Annotated in this window: 26 protein-coding genes; 17 read left to right on the top strand and 9 right to left on the bottom strand. The window is 38.5% G+C overall.

Annotated elements, in window-relative coordinates:
- Positions 1-359: 359 nt before the first annotated feature.
- From FVA72_RS04150 to FVA72_RS04085, 14 genes are all read left to right on the top strand, one after another.
- Entirely contained in the window at positions 360-911 is a 552-nt protein-coding gene (locus FVA72_RS04150; RefSeq protein ID WP_004905332.1) for a fimbrial protein, read from the top strand.
- 42 nt (positions 912-953) lie between these two features.
- Positions 954-1523, top strand: coding sequence for a fimbrial protein (locus FVA72_RS04145; protein WP_004905333.1), 570 nt, complete (start codon positions 954-956; stop codon positions 1521-1523).
- A 34-nt stretch (positions 1524-1557) separates the two neighbouring features.
- Entirely contained in the window at positions 1558-4047 is a 2490-nt protein-coding gene (locus FVA72_RS04140; protein ID WP_004905341.1) for a fimbria/pilus outer membrane usher protein, read from the top strand.
- A 13-nt stretch (positions 4048-4060) separates the two neighbouring features.
- Complete coding sequence (locus FVA72_RS04135; RefSeq protein ID WP_096864810.1) at positions 4061-4789, top strand: fimbria/pilus periplasmic chaperone; 729 nt, start codon at positions 4061-4063, stop codon at positions 4787-4789.
- 28 nt (positions 4790-4817) lie between these two features.
- Positions 4818-5168, top strand: a complete 351-nt coding sequence (locus FVA72_RS04130; RefSeq protein WP_004905343.1) for a hypothetical protein — start codon at positions 4818-4820, stop codon at positions 5166-5168.
- A complete protein-coding gene (locus FVA72_RS04125) occupies positions 5161-5688 on the top strand; it encodes a fimbrial protein (RefSeq protein WP_096864809.1) in 528 nt (175 codons plus the stop codon). The genes FVA72_RS04130 and FVA72_RS04125 overlap by 8 nt, the downstream gene beginning before the upstream one ends.
- 11 nt (positions 5689-5699) lie before the next feature.
- Entirely contained in the window at positions 5700-6209 is a 510-nt protein-coding gene (locus tag FVA72_RS04120; protein WP_110592375.1) for a fimbrial protein, read from the top strand.
- Positions 6210-6224: 15 nt separating this feature from the next.
- On the top strand, positions 6225-7277 hold the full coding sequence (locus FVA72_RS04115) for an adhesin (protein WP_110592376.1): 1053 nt from the start codon (positions 6225-6227) through the stop codon (positions 7275-7277).
- Between the two features lie 18 nt (positions 7278-7295).
- Positions 7296-8756, top strand: coding sequence for an O-antigen ligase family protein (locus FVA72_RS04110; RefSeq protein WP_175427111.1), 1461 nt, complete (start codon positions 7296-7298; stop codon positions 8754-8756).
- 49 nt (positions 8757-8805) lie between these two features.
- Positions 8806-9069, top strand: a complete 264-nt coding sequence (locus FVA72_RS04105; RefSeq protein ID WP_004905357.1) for a helix-turn-helix domain-containing protein — start codon at positions 8806-8808, stop codon at positions 9067-9069.
- A 151-nt stretch (positions 9070-9220) separates the two neighbouring features.
- Complete coding sequence (locus tag FVA72_RS04100) at positions 9221-9778, top strand: LemA family protein (protein WP_094962168.1); 558 nt, start codon at positions 9221-9223, stop codon at positions 9776-9778.
- Between the two features lie 29 nt (positions 9779-9807).
- Positions 9808-10848, top strand: coding sequence for a hypothetical protein (locus tag FVA72_RS04095; protein WP_153673766.1), 1041 nt, complete (start codon positions 9808-9810; stop codon positions 10846-10848).
- A 1-nt stretch (position 10849) separates the two neighbouring features.
- On the top strand, positions 10850-11392 hold the full coding sequence (locus FVA72_RS04090) for a LemA family protein (RefSeq protein WP_153673735.1): 543 nt from the start codon (positions 10850-10852) through the stop codon (positions 11390-11392).
- Positions 11389-11781 carry a hypothetical protein gene (locus FVA72_RS04085; protein WP_004905366.1) on the top strand — a complete coding sequence of 131 codons (393 nt, stop codon included), beginning with the start codon at positions 11389-11391 and terminating at the stop codon, positions 11779-11781. Before FVA72_RS04090 ends, FVA72_RS04085 begins: the two co-directional genes overlap by 4 nt.
- A 290-nt stretch (positions 11782-12071) precedes the next feature.
- On the opposite strand, the gene FVA72_RS04080 is transcribed toward FVA72_RS04085, so the two are convergent.
- Genes FVA72_RS04080 through FVA72_RS04070 form a run of 3 tightly spaced genes read right to left on the bottom strand, consistent with a single transcriptional unit; the run spans position 12072 to position 14403 of the window.
- On the bottom strand, positions 12072-13253 hold the full coding sequence (locus FVA72_RS04080) for a cyanate transporter (protein WP_096864804.1): 1182 nt from the start codon (positions 13251-13253) through the stop codon (positions 12072-12074).
- On the bottom strand, positions 13250-13717 hold the full coding sequence (locus FVA72_RS04075; RefSeq protein ID WP_110592379.1) for a nucleoside deaminase: 468 nt from the start codon (positions 13715-13717) through the stop codon (positions 13250-13252). The genes FVA72_RS04080 and FVA72_RS04075 overlap by 4 nt, the downstream gene beginning before the upstream one ends.
- Positions 13717-14403, bottom strand: coding sequence for an ankyrin repeat domain-containing protein (locus FVA72_RS04070; RefSeq protein WP_004905375.1), 687 nt, complete (start codon positions 14401-14403; stop codon positions 13717-13719). Before FVA72_RS04070 ends, FVA72_RS04075 begins: the two co-directional genes overlap by 1 nt.
- A gap of 84 nt (positions 14404-14487) precedes the next feature.
- Here FVA72_RS04070 and FVA72_RS04065 point away from each other — a divergent pair, with 84 nt between their 5' ends.
- Positions 14488-15345: a LysR substrate-binding domain-containing protein gene (locus FVA72_RS04065; RefSeq protein WP_165119651.1), complete on the top strand. Its 858-nt coding sequence runs from the start codon at positions 14488-14490 to the stop codon at positions 15343-15345.
- Entirely contained in the window at positions 15342-15695 is a 354-nt protein-coding gene (locus FVA72_RS04060) for a DUF4440 domain-containing protein (protein WP_110592381.1), read from the top strand. The genes FVA72_RS04065 and FVA72_RS04060 overlap by 4 nt, the downstream gene beginning before the upstream one ends.
- Before the next feature lie 57 nt (positions 15696-15752).
- Here the strand turns inward: FVA72_RS04060 and FVA72_RS04055 are convergent, their stop codons facing one another.
- Both FVA72_RS04055 and FVA72_RS04050 read right to left on the bottom strand, forming a co-directional pair.
- Complete coding sequence (locus FVA72_RS04055; protein WP_004905379.1) at positions 15753-16718, bottom strand: agmatinase; 966 nt, start codon at positions 16716-16718, stop codon at positions 15753-15755.
- Positions 16719-16772: 54 nt separating this feature from the next.
- On the bottom strand, positions 16773-17957 hold the full coding sequence (locus FVA72_RS04050; RefSeq protein ID WP_232062791.1) for a sodium/glutamate symporter: 1185 nt from the start codon (positions 17955-17957) through the stop codon (positions 16773-16775).
- 317 nt (positions 17958-18274) lie between these two features.
- On the opposite strand from FVA72_RS04050, the gene FVA72_RS04045 reads away from it, so the two are divergent.
- Positions 18275-19156, top strand: coding sequence for a LysR family transcriptional regulator (locus FVA72_RS04045; RefSeq protein WP_110592383.1), 882 nt, complete (start codon positions 18275-18277; stop codon positions 19154-19156).
- A gap of 65 nt (positions 19157-19221) precedes the next feature.
- On the opposite strand, the gene fbaA is transcribed toward FVA72_RS04045, so the two are convergent.
- The 4 genes from fbaA to tkt all read right to left on the bottom strand — a co-directional run bounded on the left by fbaA (position 19222) and on the right by tkt (position 24940).
- Positions 19222-20298, bottom strand: a complete 1077-nt coding sequence (gene fbaA / locus FVA72_RS04040) for a class II fructose-bisphosphate aldolase (RefSeq protein WP_094962157.1) — start codon at positions 20296-20298, stop codon at positions 19222-19224.
- Positions 20299-20357: 59 nt separating this feature from the next.
- Positions 20358-21521, bottom strand: coding sequence for a phosphoglycerate kinase (pgk, locus tag FVA72_RS04035; protein WP_004905385.1), 1164 nt, complete (start codon positions 21519-21521; stop codon positions 20358-20360).
- Between the two features lie 92 nt (positions 21522-21613).
- A complete protein-coding gene (gene epd, locus FVA72_RS04030; RefSeq protein WP_004905387.1) occupies positions 21614-22633 on the bottom strand; it encodes an erythrose-4-phosphate dehydrogenase in 1020 nt (339 codons plus the stop codon).
- Positions 22634-22945: 312 nt separating this feature from the next.
- Entirely contained in the window at positions 22946-24940 is a 1995-nt protein-coding gene (gene tkt, locus FVA72_RS04025; RefSeq protein ID WP_004905389.1) for a transketolase, read from the bottom strand.
- Positions 24941-25888 lie beyond the last annotated feature (948 nt).

Below are 25888 nucleotides of genomic sequence, written 5' to 3'. Positions count from 1 at the left end.
TGATGCATTTTTTTTATTTCTAAACACCCCCAACCTTAAAACACCTTAAAAGCACAAACATTAAACATTTCACAGACAATTAAATTAGCATAAAAACATTGATACATATTAAAAAAAACTAAATATAAGTTAAATAATTCAAATTTAATTAAAATCAAAGAGTTTTATTCCATTTTACACCTGATAGGGATAAGATTCCTTCCGTCGAAATGACCCACGCTAAAAACGATTACGTTAAGCGTTCTGTGATTAGGACATTTGAAAATCCATTTATGGATACTGAACTTTATTCCTATGGCAGTACTTATATAAAGGCTCACTAGGGATCAAATATTTACTTATTTTTAAGGATGTAAGATATGAAATTAAATAAACTTTCTATTGCTGTTTTATTCGCGTCTTCTGCTATTTCAACTTCTATCTTTGCTAGTGGTAATAGCGGTGAATTACATTTCAGCGGCCAAGTTGTTAATGCTCCATGTAATATTGAATCAGAAAGTACAAAACAAGAAGTTCCATTTGGTCAACTTTCTCGTGCATCTTTAGAAGCGGGTAATGCAGCAGAAAAAGATATCGCTATCAAATTAAAAGAATGTAATTTTGATGAGTTTAGCAAAGACACTGAAGGTAAGTGGGTTGCTGTTAAAGATATTAAAATTACCTTTGGTGGTAAAAACTATGTCGGTACTGATAAAGAATTCTTAGGTACTACTGGTACCGCTTCGAATATCGGTATTCAAATCAAAGATTTTAAATTTGATGAAGCTAAATCTATCCTAAGCCAAATTCGTAACCGCCAAGGTGAAAACGTTTTAGAATTTACTGCATTAGCTAAACGTGTTGATGGTGCAACACCAGTTACTGAAGGTGAATTTAGTTCTATCGCTGACTTTAAAATCACATACGAGTAATTTTTTTAGGGGAGAGAATTCTCTCCCCATAAAAGGCTCATTATGAAAAAAAATACTTATCTATGGATTGCCTTATTATTTAACCCTATTAACTCTAATGCGACTAGCTCTAACCTTGGACATATTCAAGATGGCCTCCGAGGCGAAACAGTAATGCAAGGTTATATCGTTGCGGCACCTTGTTCAATTGAAACTGATAGTCAGTATCAATATATAAACTATAATTACATTTCTAATTACAGTATAAATAATATAGATGATGAAAAATTAATGCGAAGACCTTTCTATATAAAATTAAATAACTGTATTAGTGAATATGACAGTAGTAATCATAAAGGTATTAAAATTCGTTTTTTTGCGCTGCAAGATACGTATACTAATGCAATAAAACTATCAGGCCCTAAGCCTGGAGTTGTTCTATATATATACGACATTAACAATAATTTATTAATACCAAATAAGCTCTACTCTATTTCTAATAATTACGTTTATTTTGATAACAAAAGTAAAGAGAGCTTTTTAAAATATGAAACAGAATTAGGCACAAGTAATAACGAAATTACACCTGGTGATTACTTTACCACAATTAAATTCAACGTTACTTACGACTAGTAAATAAACTCATAATTAATTTGATGAAAAAATCATGGTTAAATTTAATATTTACTCTTACATCATTGTGACTTCTTTTTTATCTTCAATCTCTTCGTTAGCCTATGCTGTCGAATTCAATACCGATATGTTAGATACAGAAGACACTCAAAATATTGACTTTAGCCAATTTTCTCAGGCTGGATTTATTATGCCTGGTATTTATCATTTAAATCTCAAAGTCAATAATGAGGGCATGGGTAGTGCGCAAGATATCACTGTGATAGCGCCACAATCCCAAAACAATAATTTATTCGATACCGTTTGTGTTCCCGTTAATATTCTTGATCGTTTAGGGCTTACTCCGGACGCAATTAAATTAATTAAATATCGTGATGAGGGTAAATGCCTTGATTTATCTCCGCTTGAAGGTGCTTCATTAAGTGTAGATTTATCGACATTAACGCTATCCATTTTAATCCCACAAAGCTATTTAGAATATACAGATCCAAGTTGGGTTCCTCCTTCACGTTGGGAGGAAGGTGTAAATGGATTTTTATTAGATTACAACCTAACAGGTTCTTTAACGCATCAAAATTCAGGTTCACGAGAATCGTACCTTTCTGCTAACGGAACAACAGGGCTTAATTTTGGTGCATGGCGTTTACGCGGTGATTACCAAGCAAACTATCGAAAATCGACAGGAAGCTTCGAAAACCAATATAGTGATGCCACATTTAGCCGATTATTTGCATACCGCTCAATAAAATCCATTGCGTCTATTTTAACGTTAGGTGAGAACTACTTTTACTCTGCTATTTTTGATTCTTGGCAGTACACCGGGGTATCTCTTGAAACCGATGAAAATATGATGCCCCCTAAATTAACAGGTTATGCACCAGAGATTATTGGTATTGCTCAAACTAATGCCACTGTTATTGTCAAAAGCCATAACCGTATAGTTTTAGAAACAACCGTACCTGCTGGTCCCTTTCGTATCCAGACACTAGATAGCTCTATTCGTGGAACATTAGATGTGACTGTGCGAGAAGAAAATGGTGAAGAACAACAATTTAGCATTACCACAGCAGCATTACCCTACTTAACGAGACCAGGGCAAATCCGCTATAAATTTGCAGCGGGTAAACCACGTTTTAATGGCCGCCAGCTCGAAGGTGATTTAACTGCTTCGGGAGAACTCTCTTACGGGTTAAATAACCTTTGGTCTATCTATGGGGGCTCCGTTTTATCAAAAAATTATCAGGCATTTTCAGCAGGCTTTGGTCGTGACCTGTTTTCATTCGGTAGCCTTTCGTTCGATGCGACTCAGTCACATGCTCAATTACTTGATAAAACGTTAACTGGCCGAAGTTATCGACTTAGTTATTCAAAATCATTTGATGAAGCCAGAACTGACATTACATTCGCAGGGTATCGTTTCTCTGATGAAACCTATCGCTCTTTGCAACAAACGTTGGATGAACGACGTACAGGTAATGAAAGCCAAGCTCAAAAAGAAAGCTATCAAATTAATATTAATAAATATTTTGATGATTTCTCATTGGGTGGAAACTATCAATACAATACGTATTGGAATAGTGAAACAGAAGAACAATACAGCTTATACCTAAGTACTCTTTTAAATTGGGCGGCTATTGGGCTCAAAAATATTAACCTGACAGCTTCTGCTTCTCGTTCAAAAAGAGCGGGATATCAAGATGATGCGATCAGCTTGTATTTCACTATTCCTTTAAGTCAAGGAAGCAGCGTCAGCTTTTCTGAAGGTTATACCCGAAACCAAAATGGCCAACGCAGTTCAACACATAATATCGGTTATAGCGGATATAGTGAGCAGCGCAATTATAACTTAAATGTCGGTTATCAAACAGGAAGTCATCAGAATGACCAAACCAGCTTTAGTGGTTATTTAAACCAAAATCTTCCTTATGCCTCAATTTCAGGAAATGCGAGTTATGTCCCGAACGAGTATCACAGCGTTGGGGGATCAATTAATGGTGGAATTACCTTAATTAAAGAAGGTATTGCCATGCACCAAGCCGCTTATGGTGGTACTCGACTCGTTATAGAAACACCTGGTGCAGCTAACGTTCCTCTGAGTGGTGGCGTTTATCAAACTAATCACTTTGGACTCGCTGTATTGCCAAACGTGAGTAGTTATCGGAAAACCAGCGCATCAATTAATACCAGTAAATTACCAAAAGATGTTGAAGCATTAGAGACCGTCACTGATACGACTCTGACTCGTGGGGCAATCGGATATCGTCGCCTCAACGTAATTCAAGGTGAAAAAACGTTTGCTCGCTTAAAACTAGCTGATGACACTTATCCGCCTTTTGGCGCCAGCGTACGTAATAGCAACAATATTGAACTCGGAATTGTTGGCGAACAAGGTATTACGTGGATTATTGGTATCCAGCCTAAAGACTTACTCAATCTCTACTGGGGAAATAAACACCAGTGTAGTGCCGATGTGCCTGACGTGATTAATCCTCAAGAAATTTACCCAACTATTATTTGTCGTTAATAAGAGAACTAAGATGAAATTGAATTCCCCTTTTTTGTTACTTACTAGCGTATTCACGCTGACTATAAGTGTAATTTCAGCTGCGAATGCCGCGGTTACACTTGATCGTACTCGTATAATTTTCGATGGAAACCAGTCGTCTATTAATATTACGATCCGTAATGATAACCCGGAATTGCCTTATTTGGCCCAGTCGTGGTTAGAAAATGCGTTAGAACAAAAACTGGAAACAGGCCCTATTATTGCCACTCCGCCGATTCAGCGCATGGAACCCAAATCCACTAGCCTAGTTCGCCTAAGCACCGCACCCGACATTGCAAAGTTACCGCAAGACAGGGAATCCCTGTTTTATTACAACCTGCGTGAAATCCCGCCTAAGTCATCAGAAGCGGGTGTGTTGCAAATTGCATTACAGAGCCGTGTAAAACTATTTTATCGCCCTGAAAGCATTGTTGCACAAAGCAAAACCGATTGGACGAAATACATAACATTAACAGCAACATCATCGGGTTATACGTTAGATAACCCAACACCATTTTATTTAACTGTAATTGGTATAGGGAACAGCCAAAAACAATCTGAAGAAAGTGATTTTGACGCAGTCATGATACCGCCAAAATCTAATCAACTGATTAAATCATCCAAATTTTCAACACCTTACCTGACATATATCAATGATTATGGTGGAAAGCCCTCACTTGCTTTCAAATGCCAAGCTTCAACGTGCAGTGTGACGGAATAATGAGTAAAAAATAGATAGGAGCAGAACAATGAAATTGAATTACCTAGCACTATGGGCTTTTACTATACCTATTTTTGCTGAGTCTGCTGTACCTGTGACAACAGGCACGATATATGTTAATGCGCGTATTGTTACTGCTCCTTGTCTACCTAATATCTCATTAAAATTAAATGAAAGTACTTTAATTGCAGCAACCTATAGTGTGGAAATGCATTTTTCTCATTGTAGCAAACCAATACAAAAGCAAGCTTGGGTACCGTTAAGACTGAAATTAGGCAGTAACCAATATGTGCTAACTCAACCACTACGCAATAACACCATTTTATTCTCTATTCCTGCTAGTAATAAGATGCAACGTGTGGAGATAAATTATGATTAGATGCTCAATATTATTATTTAGTTTTTTATTCCTAACATGGAATACCAGCTTTGCCAATACACTAACAGTTTACTTAGAAGGAGTGTTAGTACCGCTTGGTTGCCGGCTAAGTGATGATGATACACAGAAAAAAATATATCTTTCTGGGCTACGTTTTTCTTCAATCGAAACATTAGGACGTTCAGATATGCAACCATTTAAATTGGATATCATGGACTGTTCAGCGATGGCTTTGAATAAAACGATCAAAATAACGTTAAATACCCAAAATATTGAAACACATAATGGTATTAATTATTTAAAAACCACTGGTGAATCTAATGTGTTATTAGCACTGACTGATAGTCGTGGTAAGGAACTAGAACTGAATACAACAATTGATGTCAGTACAGTAACTGAATCAGGTAAAGGGTCCGTTAATACACTTTTATTCGGTGTTTATGCTCAGAAGCCCTTTAGTTCTCTTTTAAAAACAGGGGGGTTCTCCTCAACTGTTACTTTTAATCTTGATTATCAATAAGGAGAATTGAAATGAAATTTATTTGTTTTTCATTCCCTTTAATTAGTTTATTAGTTTCCTTAGGCACTCAAGCGGATGTACTAATTTCTCTTTCTGCAAAATTGGTTCGACCGCCATGTGTACTTACAGCAGAAAATGGTGAAAAAGAATTAGTCATTAATTTCCGTGAGGTAGCGCTAGACAGACTAACTGAAGAAAAACAGTCCTTTGGTATTCTCATTAAACAATGTGAACTTCGAAAAAATTTACAAGTTTACCTATCTCCTAGAGAAGGGAACACTTTGACAATAAATAATGAAACCGTACTTGCAACCTCTATTAATGGATTGGGTATTCGTTTCTCAGAAGAAAATAAAAGTAATGCGCTCAACCTTAATAAATGGGAAAGGATTGCTCCATCCGTAAGTGGTGATACAGGGAAAGTTGTTATCCAATCACAATTAGTCACTAATCAAGCTATTGAAAATCTCACTGCTGGGCCATTTAGTGCCGCTTTATCAGTGATGGTTGATTATCTGTAATATTGGGAAGTCTTTATGAAAAATATAAAAAAGTATTCACCATTATTTTTGTTACTACTATTAGTTAACTTAAATTCCTATAGTGCGACTCGCTATTCAGGAAGTGGTGGTGGCTATAAAATGAGTTTAGTATCTAACAATTCTGTTGTTTCTGATACACCAGCAATTGGAAGTGATAACAATAAATATTTTTTAATAGCCCCAGCAAATAGCTCCGGTATTGTTATTAATGAAAACACATCTCAGCCTTATGGGTCTGTATATTGTACTGTGAATTTCTTACAAGGTAATTATTCAGCAGGCCTTGTTCCGGCTTATGCCTACCACCGTGTTTTTGCCTATATGCCAGAAGCAGGCTTTACTATTGGAGGGCTGACCGCATTTAAAATAAACAATAATACATTTTTTACACTTTATTCTGAGAATGGAATAACCAATGGCTGGCGGAATATTTCAGGGAGAGGATGCTCGAATGAAGAAATGGGGCCATTAGCAACATCATTTTTTACTGTTCATTTTCCTTTTACCGTTAGAGTTTATGTCAAAGATATCCCTGTTGATGGAAAAATTGTTATTCCAAATGCAATGATTGCAGGTTACACACGATTATTCCAAGACTATGGGACACCAGATATTTATGTACCTATTGATAAAGCCACCGTTAAATTAGATCTCACTACATCGGTTATCAATTATCCGTCAAATTGCCATTCTAATATTGATAATTTAAACATTGATCACAAAACATTGGATGCTTATGAATTTAATAGTAAAGAAACGCGTACTGTTACTTATACATGCGATAGAGTACAGCCAGTTAAAGTAAAATTAGCATTAGATTATGCCACGGATAGTGATCCACAAAAACGACTTCCCTTAAAATCAGGAAATAATACTATTTATTCTGAGCTTATACTTTATGATGAACAAAATAATCAAAGTGGAAAAACGCTCGAAACAACAATAGATAAAGTAAAAAACATTACGATTGAAAGTAAAGTTTCAGGCTATGACGCCGAACCTGGAGACTACAAAGGCAATGCTTGGTTAATAGCAACATTTATTTAATATAGCGGTAAGCGTACTATGATCATAATATCCCGCTCACTATTTATTGGTATCTTTATTGTTTGGCACCTTGCTAGTCTTATTTATATTGACAGTCTAGGAAGCTTGAGACAATCATTACCACAAAACATTATTAGCTGGTTATCTATTTCCTTGACGATATCCATTATAGCATTTACAGTTTTCTATCGGAAAATTAAAATAATCATTACATTACCTGCTATTTGCTACTGTTTTTCTTTAGCTATTTTAATGATGGGGTTAATATCTCATCAGGGAGAAAATAATAATGTTGATTTTTGGTATTTTTCTGGTATTACCGTTGGCGTATTACTATATATTGCAGGGTTACAAGTGAAAAAAAAATGGTTAATACAATCATTTTGTATTTACTGTTATATCATTATTAATGTAGCTCAAGTCTTTATTACTGCATATCAATATATATTTGAAGCTGATATTTTTTATCTTGCATCAGGCATGCGTTCAAATGGCTTATCACAGCAAGTTAATATATTATCGGTTAACATGGCGACTGCATGCTTATTATCTCTTATGACTCTTGTATTATCACAATTTTCGTTGTTATCTAAACGCCATGAAAAAATCAGGATTGTATTACTAGGAACATGCATTTTATTTTTCACATTAACTTTAGTCGTTCTGCAATCTGTTATTGCTTGGCTAAGCTTTACTGTTTGTGCATTTATTTTCATTTGTCTTTTTTACAAGAAAAACCCTCTACGTGTTAGTGCTAGTTATTTTATTATTGCTGTAGCAATCTTTATTGGAGTTTATTTAATAAAACTATGCCCACAGTACATTGGAACTGATGTTATGAATCAATTCCATTTAAAACAAATGCTACGTTTTTCTATTACTTTATTCTTAGAAAAACCGTATGATGCATGGGAGCAATCATTTTTATTTGAAAATAGTTATGAAAGAACAGCAATTCCTTTTTTTAGTCCTAAAATGTATATTGTTCCTCACCCACACAATGAAATACTACTCTGGCTGATGACTGGAGGACTCATTAATTTGATATTTTTATCTTTATTATTAACCGGAGGTATCTATGTCGTATTTCAATCTTTTATAAAATATAAAATTAATGGAAATGGTTATCCATTGGCAATCATTCTATCAATAATCCCTATTATTATACATAATCATGTTGAATATCCTTTTTTGCTTTCTGTATTACACTGGGGGATCGTCATATTATTTTTATCATTCTCAGATGCCGCTTTTGCATTAGAGGAACAATCCCTATTTTATATTAACAAGCAACTATCTTATCTATTCAGCTTTATTGTATTTATTATTGGATTAGGCGTATTTATTATTGGGTTATTTCTGTTTAATGGAGAGAAATCTTTTTATACTCAGGGTAATTATCGAAATGAAAACATAGCAATTAGACTATCAGATTCAATTACTTTCGAAAAAACAACGTATCAATATAAGAACACATAACTAAACCTTATTTACACTTAAGTAGTGTGATATTAATCAGGATAATATTATGAGAATATATCAAACTGAAATTTCAAATGCCTATATAGGACTACAAGTTCGTAAACGCCGTTTACAGATGGGATGGACAGCACACACTTTAGGGAAAAAGTCGGGATTAAGCCAACAGCAAATCTCCCGTTATGAACGCGGTACACAGAATTTTACGATTCATCGGCTCTGTATATTTGCTAATGTATTGCAGTGTGACCTAGATTATTTTCTTGAACAAAATAGCTATAAGAACCTTTCTCTTGTAAATACAAATCTTTAAGCACTATTCAAAAGTAAAATCTGATCTTGTCACTCAAAAAGATCAGATTTTCTTTATTCTCACCTTACTTTCATTCTTTTCTGATTGCATAAGTGGTAAGGCTCTTATACTTTTAACCCAAATTACTTATCACGGGTTAAAAGGCATCAATATGACCATCACACTTATCGTTGTATTTGTTTTACTCTTATTGGCTATAGGTTGGGGGATCTCTATCTATAACCGCCTGATCAACACCCGTAATCAAGTCAGCAATCAATTTGCCAATATTGATGTTATTTTAAAGCAAAGAGCCGATCAGATCCCACAACTCGTTACCATTACAGAAAAGGCTATGGAACATGAGGAAAGCCTTTTTACTTCACTAAGTGATGCGCGTCAGAACTACTTTAATGCCAAAAACATGAACGATAAAATCGCAGCATCGAATGAAATGAACCGTGCACTGGGTAACCTTATTGCCATTGCAGAAAATTACCCTACTCTCATTTCTGGTGAGCAATTTACCCAATTACAAATCGCCTTAAGTGATGTTGAAAATAAATTAGCCCAACGACGTGAAGGCTTTAACGATGCAACAACAGAGTATAATACTGCAATACAAATGTTCCCTGACAGCCTAATTGCCAATGCCTTTCGTTTTTCAGCACTGCCATTACTTGATATTTCTGAAGATGAAAAAAAATATCAGGGCGTCCAGTTTAAATAATGTCAGCCTAAAGGTATTAATGCGTGAATATGTATTTTTTACTCGGAGCAGCTATTGGTGCTTTAATTTTATTTATTGATAACAAGTTCTCGATAAATAAAAAAGTAAACTGGGGGATCATTCCTTTTATCAGTGTTGCTTGTGGTATGTGGTACTCGCTCTCTCCTTCTATCGGCGACTATGGCAGTATCATTTATTACGTCGTTGTTCTCATCATCACCTTTTTTATTACCCGTAATGTTGTCAAGGCTAGTAAAGTTGGCTATCAACGTTATCAACGTTTACAAAATGAAGGCTCATCAAAGTTTAGTGCGTTTCTTAAAACCCTTATAGGTATGCTGATCGCCACTTGCCTATTTGCAGGGTTCTTTATCGACATGCGTGTATTTTTTATCGCATTTGTCTTAGCTTTTGTATTTAAAGCAATTGAAAATACGCCAACCAAGCGCTTTTTAAAATTTCAGAAAAATTTAGCCACCTCCAAAATCCGCTCAATGGCAATGGGGCTTGTGGAAATTGAAGGAAAAATCACGGCGGGCACAGCCATTAAAAGCCAACTAGGTAATAAAACCTGTTACGGCTCATTTTATTTTGAATATTCCATATCAAAAGATAAAGACGGTAAAAAAAGCTATACCTTACAAAATAGTAAATACAACATGCATAGCTTCACTCTTACGGATGATACTGGTTCGGTAAAAGTAGAGTGCGACCCAGATTATTTTGTTTACCCTGGCTTAGAACCGCATATGGATATTGAAAGCGGTAATCGCCGTTACAAAGAATATTTACTTGAAGCAAACCGCGGTTATTTATTAATTGGTACAGCAGATGCCAATGAAAAAGGCGAATCGATTATTATACGTAAGGCACCTCATATGCTATTAGGCGTCTCCCCCTCAGACTATGTCGTTCGTTGGAACAAAACAGGTCCATTACGTCGAAATTTAGCTATTACCGCCATAATTGCACTTTTTCTGATTGGTGTGATTTTAGTTACGCCGATGGATTATCAAAACGGGCAGCTAAATATGCATTTCGACCAGATCTCATTATTCGGTGATAACTAACATGGAAAAGCTGATTTTTTTCATTATTATCGCTGTTATTAGCTATATTTTTATACGCTATATAATTAATATTTATAACAATATTGTATTCTTAAAAAACAATTGCCATAAAGCATTTGCGAATATAGATGTGCTATTAAAGAAGCAAGTTGAATTAGTTCCTGTATTAACTCAAGTTGCAGATAAAGCGATGGCACATGAAAAACAGCTATTTAAGGAGTTGATTGCCAGCCGTCAGCACTATTTATCCAGTACTGCAATTGAAACCAAAGTCGATACTGCAAACCAATTTCCAGCAAAAATAAAGCCGCTGATTGCTATCGCTGAAAACTATCCAACGCTGATAAGTAAAGGGGTGTTACTGGAATTGCAAACCCAAGTAAAACATATTGAAGACCAAATTGCAGACCGACGTGAGTTTTTCAACCAAACCGTCACACTCTACAATACGGATATTCATGTTTTCCCCAATGTTATTTTTGCCAGGTTATTTCGTTTTAAAGATATCCCCCTACTATTTAGTAAACAGGAGCGCTTACAATGATAAGTATCCCTTTTTCTTGGTTTGGTTTCACGGATTGGCTTATTGAGCAAGAGGCAGGGCTTATCATTATGTTTGCAACATTTGGTACGCTACTGTTAACTTTTGTCGTGCTTACCACCCTCAATATATTCGGGTTAAAAAAGTACTCGCTCTATATTGCTGGCGCGTTATTGTGCTCCATTTTCATAAGCATGATGGTCATGATCCCACTATTACTACTTTTCAGTATTGAAAACTCAATTAAGTTGCAACTTGTTTGGGTGGTGATTGTTGCCAGTTGCTTAATTTCATTTTTAAGCAACCGACATTATTTAGATATCTACTTCAATTCCATTGAAAAGAAAGTGAATAAAGAAGTAAAAAAACAAAATAAGAAACGTAAAAAATAGCACCGACTCTATTTATATTAAACTTGCTCTGCTTCTAATCTTTTCACATAACGGTAATGTGAAAATGTCACTAGCAACGCTATAAAGGCAATTAATGCCCCCAATATAAAACCGCCAGAATAAACTCACCAACAGAGTGTTCTTCACGGGCTGAATGCGCTTGTGTGAATTTATCTTCGATACGCTGCTGCATAGGGCTCTTACCTAGACGAATAAATAAACAGTGATAGTGACAAAAAAACACCAAGATAACAATGATTATCATTCGCAATAAATAAAGAGAAAATTAATTATTTTAAATTGAAGATTTGACTGTAGCTTTTAGGGTTCAAACGCAAATAAAGAATCAATGTTACTAATACAAAAATCACATGCATTGCCCATACCCATGTAAAACTTTGGCTCAATTGCTGTATCCACGCGGCGCATAATGGCCCAAAGGCTGCAATAATAAATCCTCCAGCCTGCATCAACGAAGTCAATGCGCCTGCGCTAACGGGATGAGGCAAATGATCTAAAGCTGTAATAATACTTAATGCAAAGCAGCCGCCTAGCCCCATACCTAATAACGCGACCCATAAAAGTGGCACATCGCTGGCAAACAGCATCAACCCAGAAAAACCAAGAGCTTGGCAACTGAGCGTGACAATCAGCCAAAAACGACGATCAATATTATGCGAAGCAAACACGGGGATCATGAGTGCAGATAACGCCTGAAACACCGTTAATATGGCAACAAAAGTGCCACTTTGTGCAGCACTCATTCCCTGTTCTTGGAAAAAAGGCGCTAGCCAAGTCACTACAGTGCCATAACCCGCATTAATCAGCCCAAAACCTGCCATCAACAACCATGCTCTCGGTCTTCGTAAGAACGTCAACACTGAGACCTGCTCTGCTTTTGAGCCCCGCTCCGTGTGTACATTCGCCCAAATAGCCAACAGCGCCAACAAAGCAGGGAAAGCAAGCCATGCTAAGGCACTCTGCCAATGGCCTGTCATTTCTTCAACCAAAGGCGTGATCTGTGCGCCAATAGCTCCCCCTGCCATTAACGTGGCTGAATATAATCCTGTCATCATCGCCATTTTTTGGGGGAAATTCGCTTTGATGAGCCCAGGAAATACCGACTGGATATAAGCCGCACCCACTCCACATAAAAAAGCGGTTAATAATAAAGCTGCACCATCAACCACAAAGTAACGAGCGAGTGAACCGACCAGCAGTAATAGCATTGCGCTACTGATACCCGCACGTTCACCTATTCGTTGGTTTAGCATTGGTACAACCAATGCGCCAACCCCCATCAATAACATGGGTAACAATGTTAAAAGCGAAATGCTTTGATAACTCATCCCTGTCGTTTGAATGATATTGTCGATAACAGGCCCTGGGCCCGTCATAAAGGGGCGTAAGTTCACCCCGACTAAAACAATGGTCAGTACTAACGCCAGCGAAGATGGTGCCGCTTTACTCATTTAGATTGCCGTTCCCACCACTGTTGGTACAGTGTACTGCGCGTTTCATCATTGGGTTTTAGTTGCTCAAACCGTAAACCTGATTGCTGCTCAGGAACGACCCTCAGCGCTTTTGCAATCGCATCTGTAGAAAGCCCAAAAGGTGCGGCGTCATCATTTGAATAGGCGTAGACGACCCGAGAGATACCCGCCATTCGCATCGCGGCCAAGCACATCGGGCAAGGCTGCCCACTTGCATAAACCACACAGTCATCTAATTTCACGCGGCTTAATTTTTGCCCTGCTTGACGCAATGCCATTAGCTCCGCATGGGCGGTTGGGTCATTGAGCTCAAGCATTTGATTAACGCCACTCGCAACAACCTGCCCATCACAGACAACAATTGCGCCAAAAGGCCGCCCGCCAGCTCGCACGTTTTCCATTGCTAAGTTGATAGCTTGTTGTAAAAATTGCGTATCCGACATTATTTCGCTCCTGAATTCTCAAGAATTTCAATCAAGTTACGGTAACCTTTACTTTTTGCCAACGTCAGCGGTGATATCCCCGAACCATCAGCTAAGTTAACATCTGCGCCACCTTTGATTAATTCAGTGACAATTTGTGCATACTTATCGCTACCATCACCCAAAATAATCGCTTCAATTAGTGCCGTCCAACCCAATCGATTAACATGATTGACATCAACACCCGCATCAATCAAGGTTTTAACCGTTGCAACATGTCCACGTTCTGCCGCAGGGATCAAAGCAGTTCCCCCGTAGCGATTGGTACTTTTTAAATCAGCGCCATGTTGTAGAGTCAATATTAGTATCTCTTGCAAACCACGCGCCCCTGCGTACAAATAAGGGGAATCTTGCATATTATCCCGTGCATTAACGTCCGCACCTTGCTCAATCAAAAAACGGGCAACTTCAAGATGGTTTTCATGGGTTGCCGCCATCAACGCAGTACGTTGGCGTGAATCACGCTGTTCAATATCCACACCTTGCTCAACTAAGGACTTAACACCTTGTAAGTTACCTTGCTCAGCCAATGATACCAAAGAGTTGGCTTGTGGGTTTGCCATACCTTTCCCCATAAATATCAATGAAATCATAAGAATGCTAGCTAAGTGAACCAACCATTTTGCACGTAAAAAGAATGTTTTCATGATTAATCTCCCCTATGACCCTTTAATCTACTGAAAAAGTATGCTATTTAAAAATTAAATAACTAAATGATTGGTATTTATAAAATGAATCCATTGCTCAACCTTGTTTTGTTAAAAACCTTTGTCACTGTTGCTGAAACAGGGAATTTCACCGTGGCTTCACAGCATTTAAATTCAACACAATCAACATTAAGCCAACAAATTCAACGGCTAGAAGCTTTAGTCAGTCAGCCTTTATTTGTCCGAGGGCACCGCATACTAACCTTAACCGAAACTGGTGAAGTTTTGTTGAGTTATGCAAAAAATATATTGGCGCTCAATGATACCTTCTTTATGAAAATCACTGGCAATGCCGTCATTCAAACTATTCGGCTCGGTTTTCCTGAAGACCTCGCTTCTGGCCAAGTCACGCCGACACTGGCCGCATTTATGCAAGCTAACCCCAATGTGCGGTTAGAAGTCACGAGTGGCCTAAGCCGACAACTTCATCAGCGCTACCAACATGGCGAATTAGATTTAATTATTGTGAAACAGAAAAAAGGGGAATTTAAAAGTGATTACCATTGGCCGGAGCCTTTGTGTTGGCTAACAAGCAGCCAATATAAACGTTTAAGTAATGATTCAGTACCTTTGGTGGTTTTTCCTGAAAACGGTCTCTACCGTAATGATATGTTCAAATTATTAGATAGTGAACAGCGTCCTTGGCACATAACTTATACTTGTTCTAGCCTTGCAGGTATTCAAAGTGCTATCGCAGATGGGTTAGGTGTTAGTTTATTACCTTTACGAGCAAAACTTCCTCAACATCGAATTTTAACAGAAGAAGAAGGTTTCCCAGCTGCTCAAGAAATGGAAATTGCCATGCATTTCCATGCTAATACCTCGGATATCATTACGCAACTCGCCGAGAAACTGGCACAACAATTGGGGGAACGCGAGTGATAAATAAACTGATTGAATTAGAAAAAAAATTACATAACAGTACTAACCGACAGAATAGCAATTTTCTTCGCGAGATATTACATGAGGATTTTTTTGAATTTGGTCGTTCTGGCTTTTCAATCGATAAACTCGATACCTTAGCGTCATTGGCTAATGAAACAGCTAAAACGATTTACGCCGAAAACTTCCACTGCTCGCAATTGAGTGATAATACGGTGTTAATGACTTATATCAGTTTTGAACAACAAGATGGGGGTAAAACCAAGCTAACTAACCGCTCATCTATTTGGCTAAAAAATTCAGCAAACCAATGGCAATTAAGGTTTCATCAAGGGACACCTGCAAATTAACAATAAAGTGGAAATGTATCTCCCACTTTATTGTTAGCACAACATTAATTGGCTGCGTTATTTCTTATTAAAATACCCTGCGCGAATGGATGCTCCAATTAAATTCACAACAAAACGCCCAGCAGTCACCCCAGTTAGCTTAGAGGGAATATCTTTTGCGGGTGTAATTTCAACGATATCCATACCAACAACGCGACCTTTTTTCACTAAACCGTGAATTAGGCTACGAGCTTGCAAATAAGTCACCCCACCAGGAGCTGGGCCATCAACTCCAGGCATGATACTCGGGTCAATACCATCGGCATCAATACTAATATAGTAGTTCGAATTATCTGGAATGCGGTCTAAAATGGCTTGCATGCCAACCTCATGCAGTTCATAGGCCGGAATAACATGCGCACCATAGTCTTTAGCCGCTTGGTAATCCGCAGGGCGTCCGCTACCTTGTGCACGTAAACCAATTTGGAAAATTTCACCTATATGCTTCATTTCAGAAGCGCGGCGGATCGGGCTTGAAAGGCCGGTATCCACCCCATTAACCTCTTCACGCCAATCTAAATGTGCATCAATATGCACAAGTGTAATCGGCCCTACTTCATCAAATCCCTGCAAAATAGGCGTTGTGATCCCATGATCGCCCCCTAAAACAATGGGAAGTGCTTTAGCTCTTAATAACTGTCGAATTGCCTCAGCTGCACGCTGATGGTGCTCCCCCAAAGGCTTTGATAAATCAGGAATAACATCACCACAGTCAACAAATTTAATATCTTTACGGCCTTGGAGTAGTGGCCCATCAATATCAAAATCATAATGATCTGGATGCCTAACAATTCGGTCACTCATATCACGTAAATATTGTGGAGCACGAGATTGGTCGTTGGTAAATGCATGAGCACTATAAGCTGAACTAAATGGCATCCCTAGTATGGCAATATCCGCTTCAATGTTGGTCAATTCAGTCACTAATTCTGAATATAAAAATGTTTTATGGCCAACATGTGGGGGTGTCGTTAATTTTTTCATACAAACTATTCCTTCTTAGATTTAGTTTTCTTTCTTTTGTTGTTTTTTTATTTCTTAGCCACCAAATGTGTTAGCTAGGAATACAAATAGAGGGACACCAACAATATCCGTTAATACTGTTCCGGCGATTGGTATAATAATGAATGCCTTTCGTGAGAATAAACCATATTTATTACAAATAGCGTCCATAACCACTAAGCCATTTGGTGTTGCACCTAAACCATGTCCAATAAAACCAGCGGACATAACAGCAGCATCATAGTTTTTACCTAATGCGCGATAAACAACAAATATGGCAACTAATATTGTTGTAATGACCTGAGATATTAATATAATCGTTAGTGGTAATGCTAACTCATATAGTTCCCAAAGTTTTAATTTCATCATAGCCATCACTAAAAACATTTCTAGTGATAAAGTAGAAATTAATACTACTGTATTGCGAGATATTTTAATTATTGGTTTTCTTTCATTGATTGAATGAAATATAACACCAACAAACAAACTAAAAATATGTCCAGGAATAGTAAACCCTGTTATTGTACTTATCCATTTTGCTGTCGGCATTCCAATAGCGAGTATGCTTAAAATAACTGCTCCTGTAATAATACATTGTTGAGCCGTAATTTTATCTTCGGTATCGTTACTTTCCGCTAAATTTTCCAAATCAACATGGTCAGTTTCAATTTTTAATTTATTTCTTTGGATCAACCAGTTCCCAACAGGCCCTCCTAGAATTGACCCTGCAATCAAACCAAAAGTCGAAGCCGCTAACCCAACATTCAGGGCTTGGTCGTGACCAAAGGACTCAATCAGCGGTGCTAAAGATGCCGCCATACCATGACCACCTTGCATCGAGGCTTGGCCTGCCATCATAGCAACTAGTGGCTCAATATCTAAAACATATGATAAACCAATGCTGACGCCATTTTGCATAAATGCCAGCCCCCAGCAAATCACCATATAAATTAGCAATATTTTTCCACCACTCACTAATAATTTAACACCTGTCATTAAACCTATTGTGACGAAAAATATATACATCGATAAGTCATATAATGTGTTATCAAAATTAAGCTCAACAATATTAAATTGATAAGCTAACCACATTACAATAGAAAACATAAACCCGCCGATCACCGGGCTAGGAATTGAATATTTCATAAAAAATGGAAATTTCTTTATGATTACATTACTAGTAATTAATAATAAGGCCCCTAATGCTGTAAATGTAATCATATCTAATTTTATTGTTAACAATTCATCTGTGACCATAAATTAGAATCCTTTTGTATTTATATATATTTGGATTAATTATTATTTTGTGGCGCCACTTTGGTAATAATCTATTAACAACTACAACTTTAAGATATACGTATCCGCTAGGAATAAAAGTGATATTTTTGATCCTATGGTTTCATAAAATGAAACCTTTTATATAAATAAAAACAATTTTAATAATTAAAATAAAATAGTATTAATTATGCTATTTGTATCCCAATAAAAAATAAGATAGATTAGCATTTAGTGATTGATTTCACGTAATAGGTATAAATATGCATAATAAAAAATTAACTGAAAAAGACTTAAAATCATTACGTGTTTTTACTTCCGTTGCAGAAGCTGGTGGCTTTACCATTGCAGAAAAAAAACTAAATATGTCAAAAGCATCAATAAGCCGCCATATCCGTGAAATTGAAGAAAAACTCGGTGTCCAATTGTGTGAAAGAGGCCCTTCTGGTTTTAAGCTAACTGAGTCAGGTTTATTTGTTATCGAAAAAGCCAATACTGCTTTGAAAGCATTAGATAATATCAAAACTGAAGTCGATGAACGCCATGGGATTTTATCTGGAACATTAGTTATTGGTGTTATAGAACATATATTAACGGATCCACTCTGTCATCTATCAGCCACTATTGCTCAATTTACCCAAGAGGCGCCTAATGTTAAATTAGAGCTAAGCATCCTCAACCATAATCAATTAAATAAAGCGCTTAGTGACAGAACAATTCAAATCGGTATTCGCGGGCAATATCACGAAAATAACCGTTATAATTATCAATTCTTATTTATAGAAAACCATAAACTTTATGTTTCTGCCAATACCGCCAACAACAAACATAATCTAGCATTAGTTTATCGGCCACACCCATTCACTGAAAGTATTTTAGCATCGGGTGAATTTAGCCGAGGCCCTGAAGCAGCTGGCCTTGAGGCTGTAGCTACCTTTATCGCTTCAGGCCACTATGTGGGTATTTTACCGGAAAACTATGCCTCACATATTAATTTCCGCCATTCACTCATAGAAATGAGCGACTCCCCTGTCTTTCATAACCGCATATGTGCAATCACCGAGGCGAGTAAACCGCTAACACAAAGTGAAGCGCTGTTTTTAAAACTACTTTCACAATTAAGTAAAGCACCAGTATCTACATGATCAAAAAATCCCCCAGCAAGTTACCTTACTAGGGGATTAATCACAAAAAACTTAATGCGCGTTAATTACAGTACATCAACACAGTTCAGTTCTTTGAATGCTTGTTCTAAACGAACAACCATTGAATCTTGTGCTTTACGCAGCCACACACGTGGGTCATAGTATTTTTTGTTAGGTTTATCCGCACCTTCTGGGTTACCTAACTGACCTTGCAGATAGCCTTCGTTCTTTTTGTAGTACTGTAAAATACCATCCCAAGTTGCCCACTGAGTATCAGTATCGATGTTCATTTTGATAACACCGTAGCTAACTGCTTCTTTGATTTCAGCAGCACTTGAGCCAGAACCACCGTGGAATACGAAGTCTAAGCTGTTGTGTGGCAGGTTATATTTTTCTGAAACGTAGTCTTGTGAATTACGCAGGATTTTTGGCGTTAACTGAACGTTACCTGGTTTATAAACACCGTGAACGTTACCGAAAGAAGCCGCGATAGTGAAACGCGGGCTTACTGCATTCAGTTTTTCGTATGCATATGCAACATCTTCTGGTTGAGTATACAGCTCAGAACTGTCCATACCTGTGTTATCAACACCGTCTTCTTCACCACCAGTACAGCCTAGTTCGATTTCCAGAGTCATATCGATTTTAGCCATACGCGCTAAATATTTAGCACAGATTTCGATGTTTTCTTCCAGTGTTTCTTCTGACAGGTCAATCATGTGAGAAGAGAACAGTGGTTTACCGGTTTTTGCGTAGTGTTTTTCACCTGCATCTAACAGGCCATCGATCCATGGCAGTAATTTCTTCGCACAGTGGTCAGTATGCAGAATAACAGGAACACCATAGTGCTCAGCCATTTGGTGTACATGATAAGCACCAGAGATCGCACCTAAAATTGCAGCTTGTTGGCCTTCAGCTTTCAGGCCTTTACCTGCGATAAATGCAGCACCGCCATTAGAAAACTGAACAATAACTGGAGCACGAACTTTAGCGGCCGCTTCAAGTACGGCGTTAATTGAATCCGTACCAACACAGTTCACCGCTGGCAATGCAAAGTTATTTTCTTTAGCAACTGCGAAAACTTTCTGTACATCATCACCAGTAAGAACACCCGGTTTAACAAAATCAAAAATTTTAGACATGTGAAAAGGTCCTGTGGTAAACAGGCAGCCTACGCTGCCTGTTGTGTATGAACAATTAATTACGCTTTAGCACGTTCTTCTAGCATCACAACGGCAGGGAGCTTTTTGCCTTCAACGAACTCAAGGAAAGCACCGCCACCAGTAGAGATATATGAAATTTTGTCAGCAATGTCGAATAAATCGATAGCCGCTAGGGTGTCACCACCACCAGCGATAGAGAATGCGTCGCTATCAGCAATCGCTTTTGCAACGATCTCAGTACCTTTACGGAAGTTAGGGAACTCAAACACGCCTACTGGGCCATTCCAAAGAATGGTTTTGGCATTTTTCAGGATCTCAGCCAAACGCTGTGCAGATTCGTCACCTAAATCCAGAATTTGTTCGTCGTCTTTAATTTCAGTACTTGCTTTCAGAGTTGCAGGTGCAGTTTCGGAGAACTCAGTTGCAACGCGAACATCAGTCGGTACTGGAATTTGGCAGTTTGCCAGTAATTTTTTCGCTTCAGGGATTAAGTCTGCTTCATATAATGAGCGACCAACATTGTTGCCTTCCGCTGCGATAAAGGTATTCGCAATACCGCCACCAACAATTAACTGGTCTGCAATTTTAGATAGAGAATCTAATACAGTCAGTTTAGTTGACACTTTAGAACCACCAACAATCGCAACCATTGGGCGAGCTGGGTTATCTAATGCTTTACCTAATGCTTCTAACTCACCACTCAGTAGTGGGCCAGCACAAGCCACTGGAGAGAATTTAGCAACACCATGTGTTGACGCTTGTGCACGGTGAGCCGTACCAAACGCATCCATCACATAAACATCACACAATGCCGCATATTGTTTTGACAGCGTTTCGTCGTCTTTTTTCTCGCCTTTATTAAAGCGAACGTTTTCCAGCACAACTAACTCGCCAGCTTCGATGTCAACACCGTTAAGGTAGTCTTTAACTAAACGGACTGGGTAATCCATTTTATCGGCCAGATAGTCAACAACAGGTTGCAGTGAAAACTCTTCGTTGTACTCGCCTTCGGTCGGGCGACCAAGGTGAGAAGTGACCATGACTTTAGCGCCTTGTTTCAGAGCAGCTTCAATTGTTGGTAATGAAGCACGAATACGCGCATCAGAAGTAACTTTGCCATCTTTTACAGGAACGTTTAAGTCAGAACGGATGAATACGCGTTTACCCGCTAAGTCTAAATCGGTCATCTTAATTACAGACATGGTGAATCCTCTCGTTGATTCTCTATAAAGTTTCCATCAGCGACTGTGCAAAACAATAAAGTTATCATGCCCTGCTGTCTGTCAGTCGCCAATTAGTTTAAACCTGTCGCTGCCATTGCTAATGTTGTATCTAGCATCCGGTTAGCAAACCCCCATTCGTTATCACACCAAACCAGGGTTTTAATTAAATGCTTACCACTAACTCGCGTTTGTGTACCATCAATAATAGCACTGTGTGGATCATGATTGAAATCCATCGAGACTAGCGGTAATTCTGTGTAGTCCACTATACCACGAAAATGCCCTTGTGCAGCGCTTCGCAGTAGTTGGTTGACTTTTTCAACACAAACATCGTCATGTACGGTAACACTCAAATCAATCGCTGTCACATTCGTCGTCGGTACACGAACAGAAATGGCTTCAAAGTGGTCTTTAAATTTCGGAAAAATTCGTGTAATTCCTGCGGCTAACTTGGTATCAACAGGAATGATAGACTGACTCGCTGCGCGAGTTCTGCGTAAATCTTTATGATAGGCATCGATAACGGGTTGGTCATTCATTGACGCGTGAATCGTCGTCACTGTCCCCGATTCAATCGAAAATGCCTCATCGAGTAATTTAATAATTGGAATAATACAATTGGTGGTACAAGAAGCATTGGAAACAATCTTGTCTTGAGCGGTTAGGCTTTCATGGTTAACACCATAAACGATAGTGGCATCAAGGTCGTCAGTACCCGGGTGAGAAAATAACACTTTTTTCGCCCCTGCCGCTAAATGCAGTAACCCATCATCCCGTGAGCCATAAGCCCCACTGCAATCTAAAACGACATCAATACCCAGCTCTTTCCAAGGCAACTCATGCAGCTCACGTTGATGAAATAAACGAATATTATCATCACCAACTTGTAAAAGTGTTCCGTTAAGCCGTACATCCCAAGCAAAACGCCCATGGCTGGAATCATACTTCAGCAAATGCGCAATACCTTCAGGTTCAGCAAGTTCGTTAACCGCCACCACGATAATCTCTGCCCGACGGCCAGATTCATACAACGCTCTTAGAACACTTCGACCAATGCGGCCAAAGCCGTTTATTGCTACCCTGATTGCCATTCTACACCTTGTATCTGAGCAAAATCACACGGTTGCTAAGGATAACTGACTCACACCAACTCTACTGCTCATTTTAGCTGTCAAACATCAAAAGTGTGCTTCAACCGACATTTTTAAAAAATATTTTCATTCAGCAACACACAACTGAAACGGTTCAGCTTATCTAAGGTTAGATTAAGGGATATATTTACAGAACGCAATAGAAAATCCTATATTGGTGCACAAAAAAACAACGCCTAGCTTATCACTAGGCGTTGTTCAGCAAGATAATTAGAAATGAGAACCAAAATTCGGGACTCATTCCTTCTTATTTTATTTCAGTAAAGATTTTGCAGCTTCAACCGCTTTCTCTACTGTAATACCGAATTCTTTAAACAGAACTTCGGCTGGAGCAGATTCACCAAAGGTATGCATACCGATGATGGCACCGTTTAAACCAGTGTACTTGAACCAGTAATCTGCAATACCCGCTTCGATAGCAACACGTGCTGTCACATTGGCAGGTAAAACAGCTTCGCGGTATGCCGCATCTTGTTTATCAAATGCATCGGTTGATGGCATAGAAACAACACGGACCTTACGGCCTTCTGATGTTAATTGCTCAGCCGCTTTAACGGCCAGTTCCACTTCAGAACCTGTCGCAATAAAGATTAACTCAGGCGTGCCTGCGCAATCTTTCAGAATGTAAGCCCCTTTCTCAATATTGGCTAATTGCTCAGCAGTACGAGGTTGTTGCTCTAAATTTTGACGAGAGAAGATTAATGCGCTTGGGCCATCTTTACGTTCGATAGCATATTTCCACGCCACAGCAGATTCAACTTGGTCACAAGGGCGCCATGTGCTGACATTTGGTGTCACACGCAGACTTGCCAGTTGCTCAACCGGTTGGTGAGTTGGGCCATCTTCACCCAGACCAATAGAGTCGTGAGTATAAACAAAGATGCTACGCACTTTCATCAGTGCTGCCATACGAACCGCATTACGTGCGTATTCAACGAACATCAGGAATGTCGCACCGTAAGGAATGAAACCACCATGTAACGCGATACCGTTCATGATAGCTGACATACCAAATTCACGAACACCGTAGTGAATGTAGTTGCCCGCTGGGTCAACGTTCAGTGCTTTGGAGCCTGACCACATGGTTAAGTTACTTGGCGCTAAGTCCGCAGAACCGCCCATAAATTCAGGTAATACTTTACCAAATGCTTCTAATGCATTTTGTGATGCTTTACGGCTTGCGATATTTGCTGGGTTTTGTTGCAGATTTTCAACAAATTGTTTCGCATCCGCGTCAAAGTTAGCAGGTAATTCACCATTCATACGACGAGTGAATTCCGCAGCTAGTTCAGGGAATTGCGCTGCATACGCGGCGAATTTTTTATCCCATGCGCTTTGTTTTTCTTTACCTGCAGTACGAGCATCCCAAGCTTCATAGATATCTTTAGGAATTTCGAATGGGCCGTAGCTCCACCCCAGAGCTTCACGAGTTGCTGCAATTTCAGCATCACCTAAAGGCGCACCGTGAACAGACTCAGAACCCGCTTTGTTTGGTGAACCAAAACCAATAATAGTTTTACACATAATCAGTGTTGGTTTATCAGTTTGGCTTTTCGCTTCATTCACTGCCGCGTTGATCTGTGATGCATCATGGCCGTCGATATCACGGATAACATGCCAACCGTAAGATTCGAAACGTGCAGCGGTATCGTCAGTAAACCAACCTTCAACTTCACCATCAATAGAGATACCGTTGTCATCATAGAATGCGATCAGTTTATTTAATTTCAGTGTACCCGCTAAAGAACACGCTTCGTGCGAGATACCTTCCATCATACAACCATCACCCATGAACACATAAGTGTGGTGGTCAACAATGTCATGGTTAGGGCGGTTAAATTGCGCTGCTAATGTACGTTCTGCAATCGCAAAACCCACTGCATTTGCAATGCCTTGACCTAAAGGACCGGTTGTTGTTTCAACACCTGGAGTATAGCCATATTCTGGGTGGCCCGGTGTTTTAGAGTGTAATTGGCGGAAATTTTTTAACTCTTCAATAGATAAGTCATAACCAGTGAGGTGCAGTAAGCTATAAATCAACATTGAGCCATGGCCGTTTGACAGTACAAAACGGTCACGATCTGCCCAGTGTGGGTCAGCTGGGTTATGATTCATATGGTCACGCCACAGTACTTCAGCAATATCAGCCATGCCCATTGGCGCGCCAGGATGCCCTGATTTTGCTTTTTGAACCGCATCCATACTTAGAAAGCGGATAGCATTAGCAAGGGTTTTACGAGTCGTCATCAGTATACTCCAGGTAGGATAAAAACGTACTTAAACCAATTTTTACAACGCAATACGGATAGTGCTACTTTAATTTCGCTGTAACATGAAAACATCAATTTAGCGATGTATCCCATATGTTCCCTACTTTAAGGAGCCATAGCACATCGACAACAAATTGAGCATTTCACGAATAGAGCGATTGAAAGTAACCCAATTCTACCCATACCGCAATATTTGCTATGTTCATGGCAGCAGATCGCTAATAAATTGAACTGCCGCAAAGCTGAATCCATTCCATTGCGCAAAATATCCCTTAATGCTTACATTTTTGCGCAAGTGACTAACCTTATTAAACCTGAGTTCAGTGTCTGGGATCAAGGTGATTTATGCATCTAGCGCATTTAGCTGCCACATTAGTGATAATTGGCAAAGTTTTAGACAAAAAAAAGCCTCAATATGCCCGAATATTTTTGTTTAGATTAAGTCAAATACCCAACCCTTCCAATGATTAGAAATAAATAGAAGTAACATGAATTGAAAAAACAGTAGCAATAAATATTACTGGCTAATCGCAGTTGCCTATAGCCTATAGAATGGTCTATCTCCACACCTAACAAGGAGAAAATAAGAATCGTTCAAAATAATCTAGATAAGCTATTCTGCAAAGCTTATCTAGATTGCTCATCATATATAGATAGTGCGTGCACTTCTAACAACCAACGTTTTTACAACAGAAATTCCTATACAGATCACAGTTCTTATATGTATAGTTTTGAATAAAAGTGGCTTTCAAAAGCCCGCAGTGCAATCTTAATTAGCGGTTAGGTAAATCGGTATATCTAACTTATTAAGTAATAATTAGCGAATCTCTAAGTGAAGAATTGCTTTTAGAACAAACGTGTATAGTATTAGGCACTACAAAACCTATATTCATTTAGTGACCTAATTACAAAGAGGAAGCTTTCC

The organism is Providencia sp. PROV061, assembly GCF_011045655.1.
Classification (GTDB): domain Bacteria; phylum Pseudomonadota; class Gammaproteobacteria; order Enterobacterales; family Enterobacteriaceae; genus Providencia; species Providencia hangzhouensis.
Note: the sequence above shows the minus strand (reverse complement) of the source record. Positions and strands in the feature narration are given on the sequence as shown.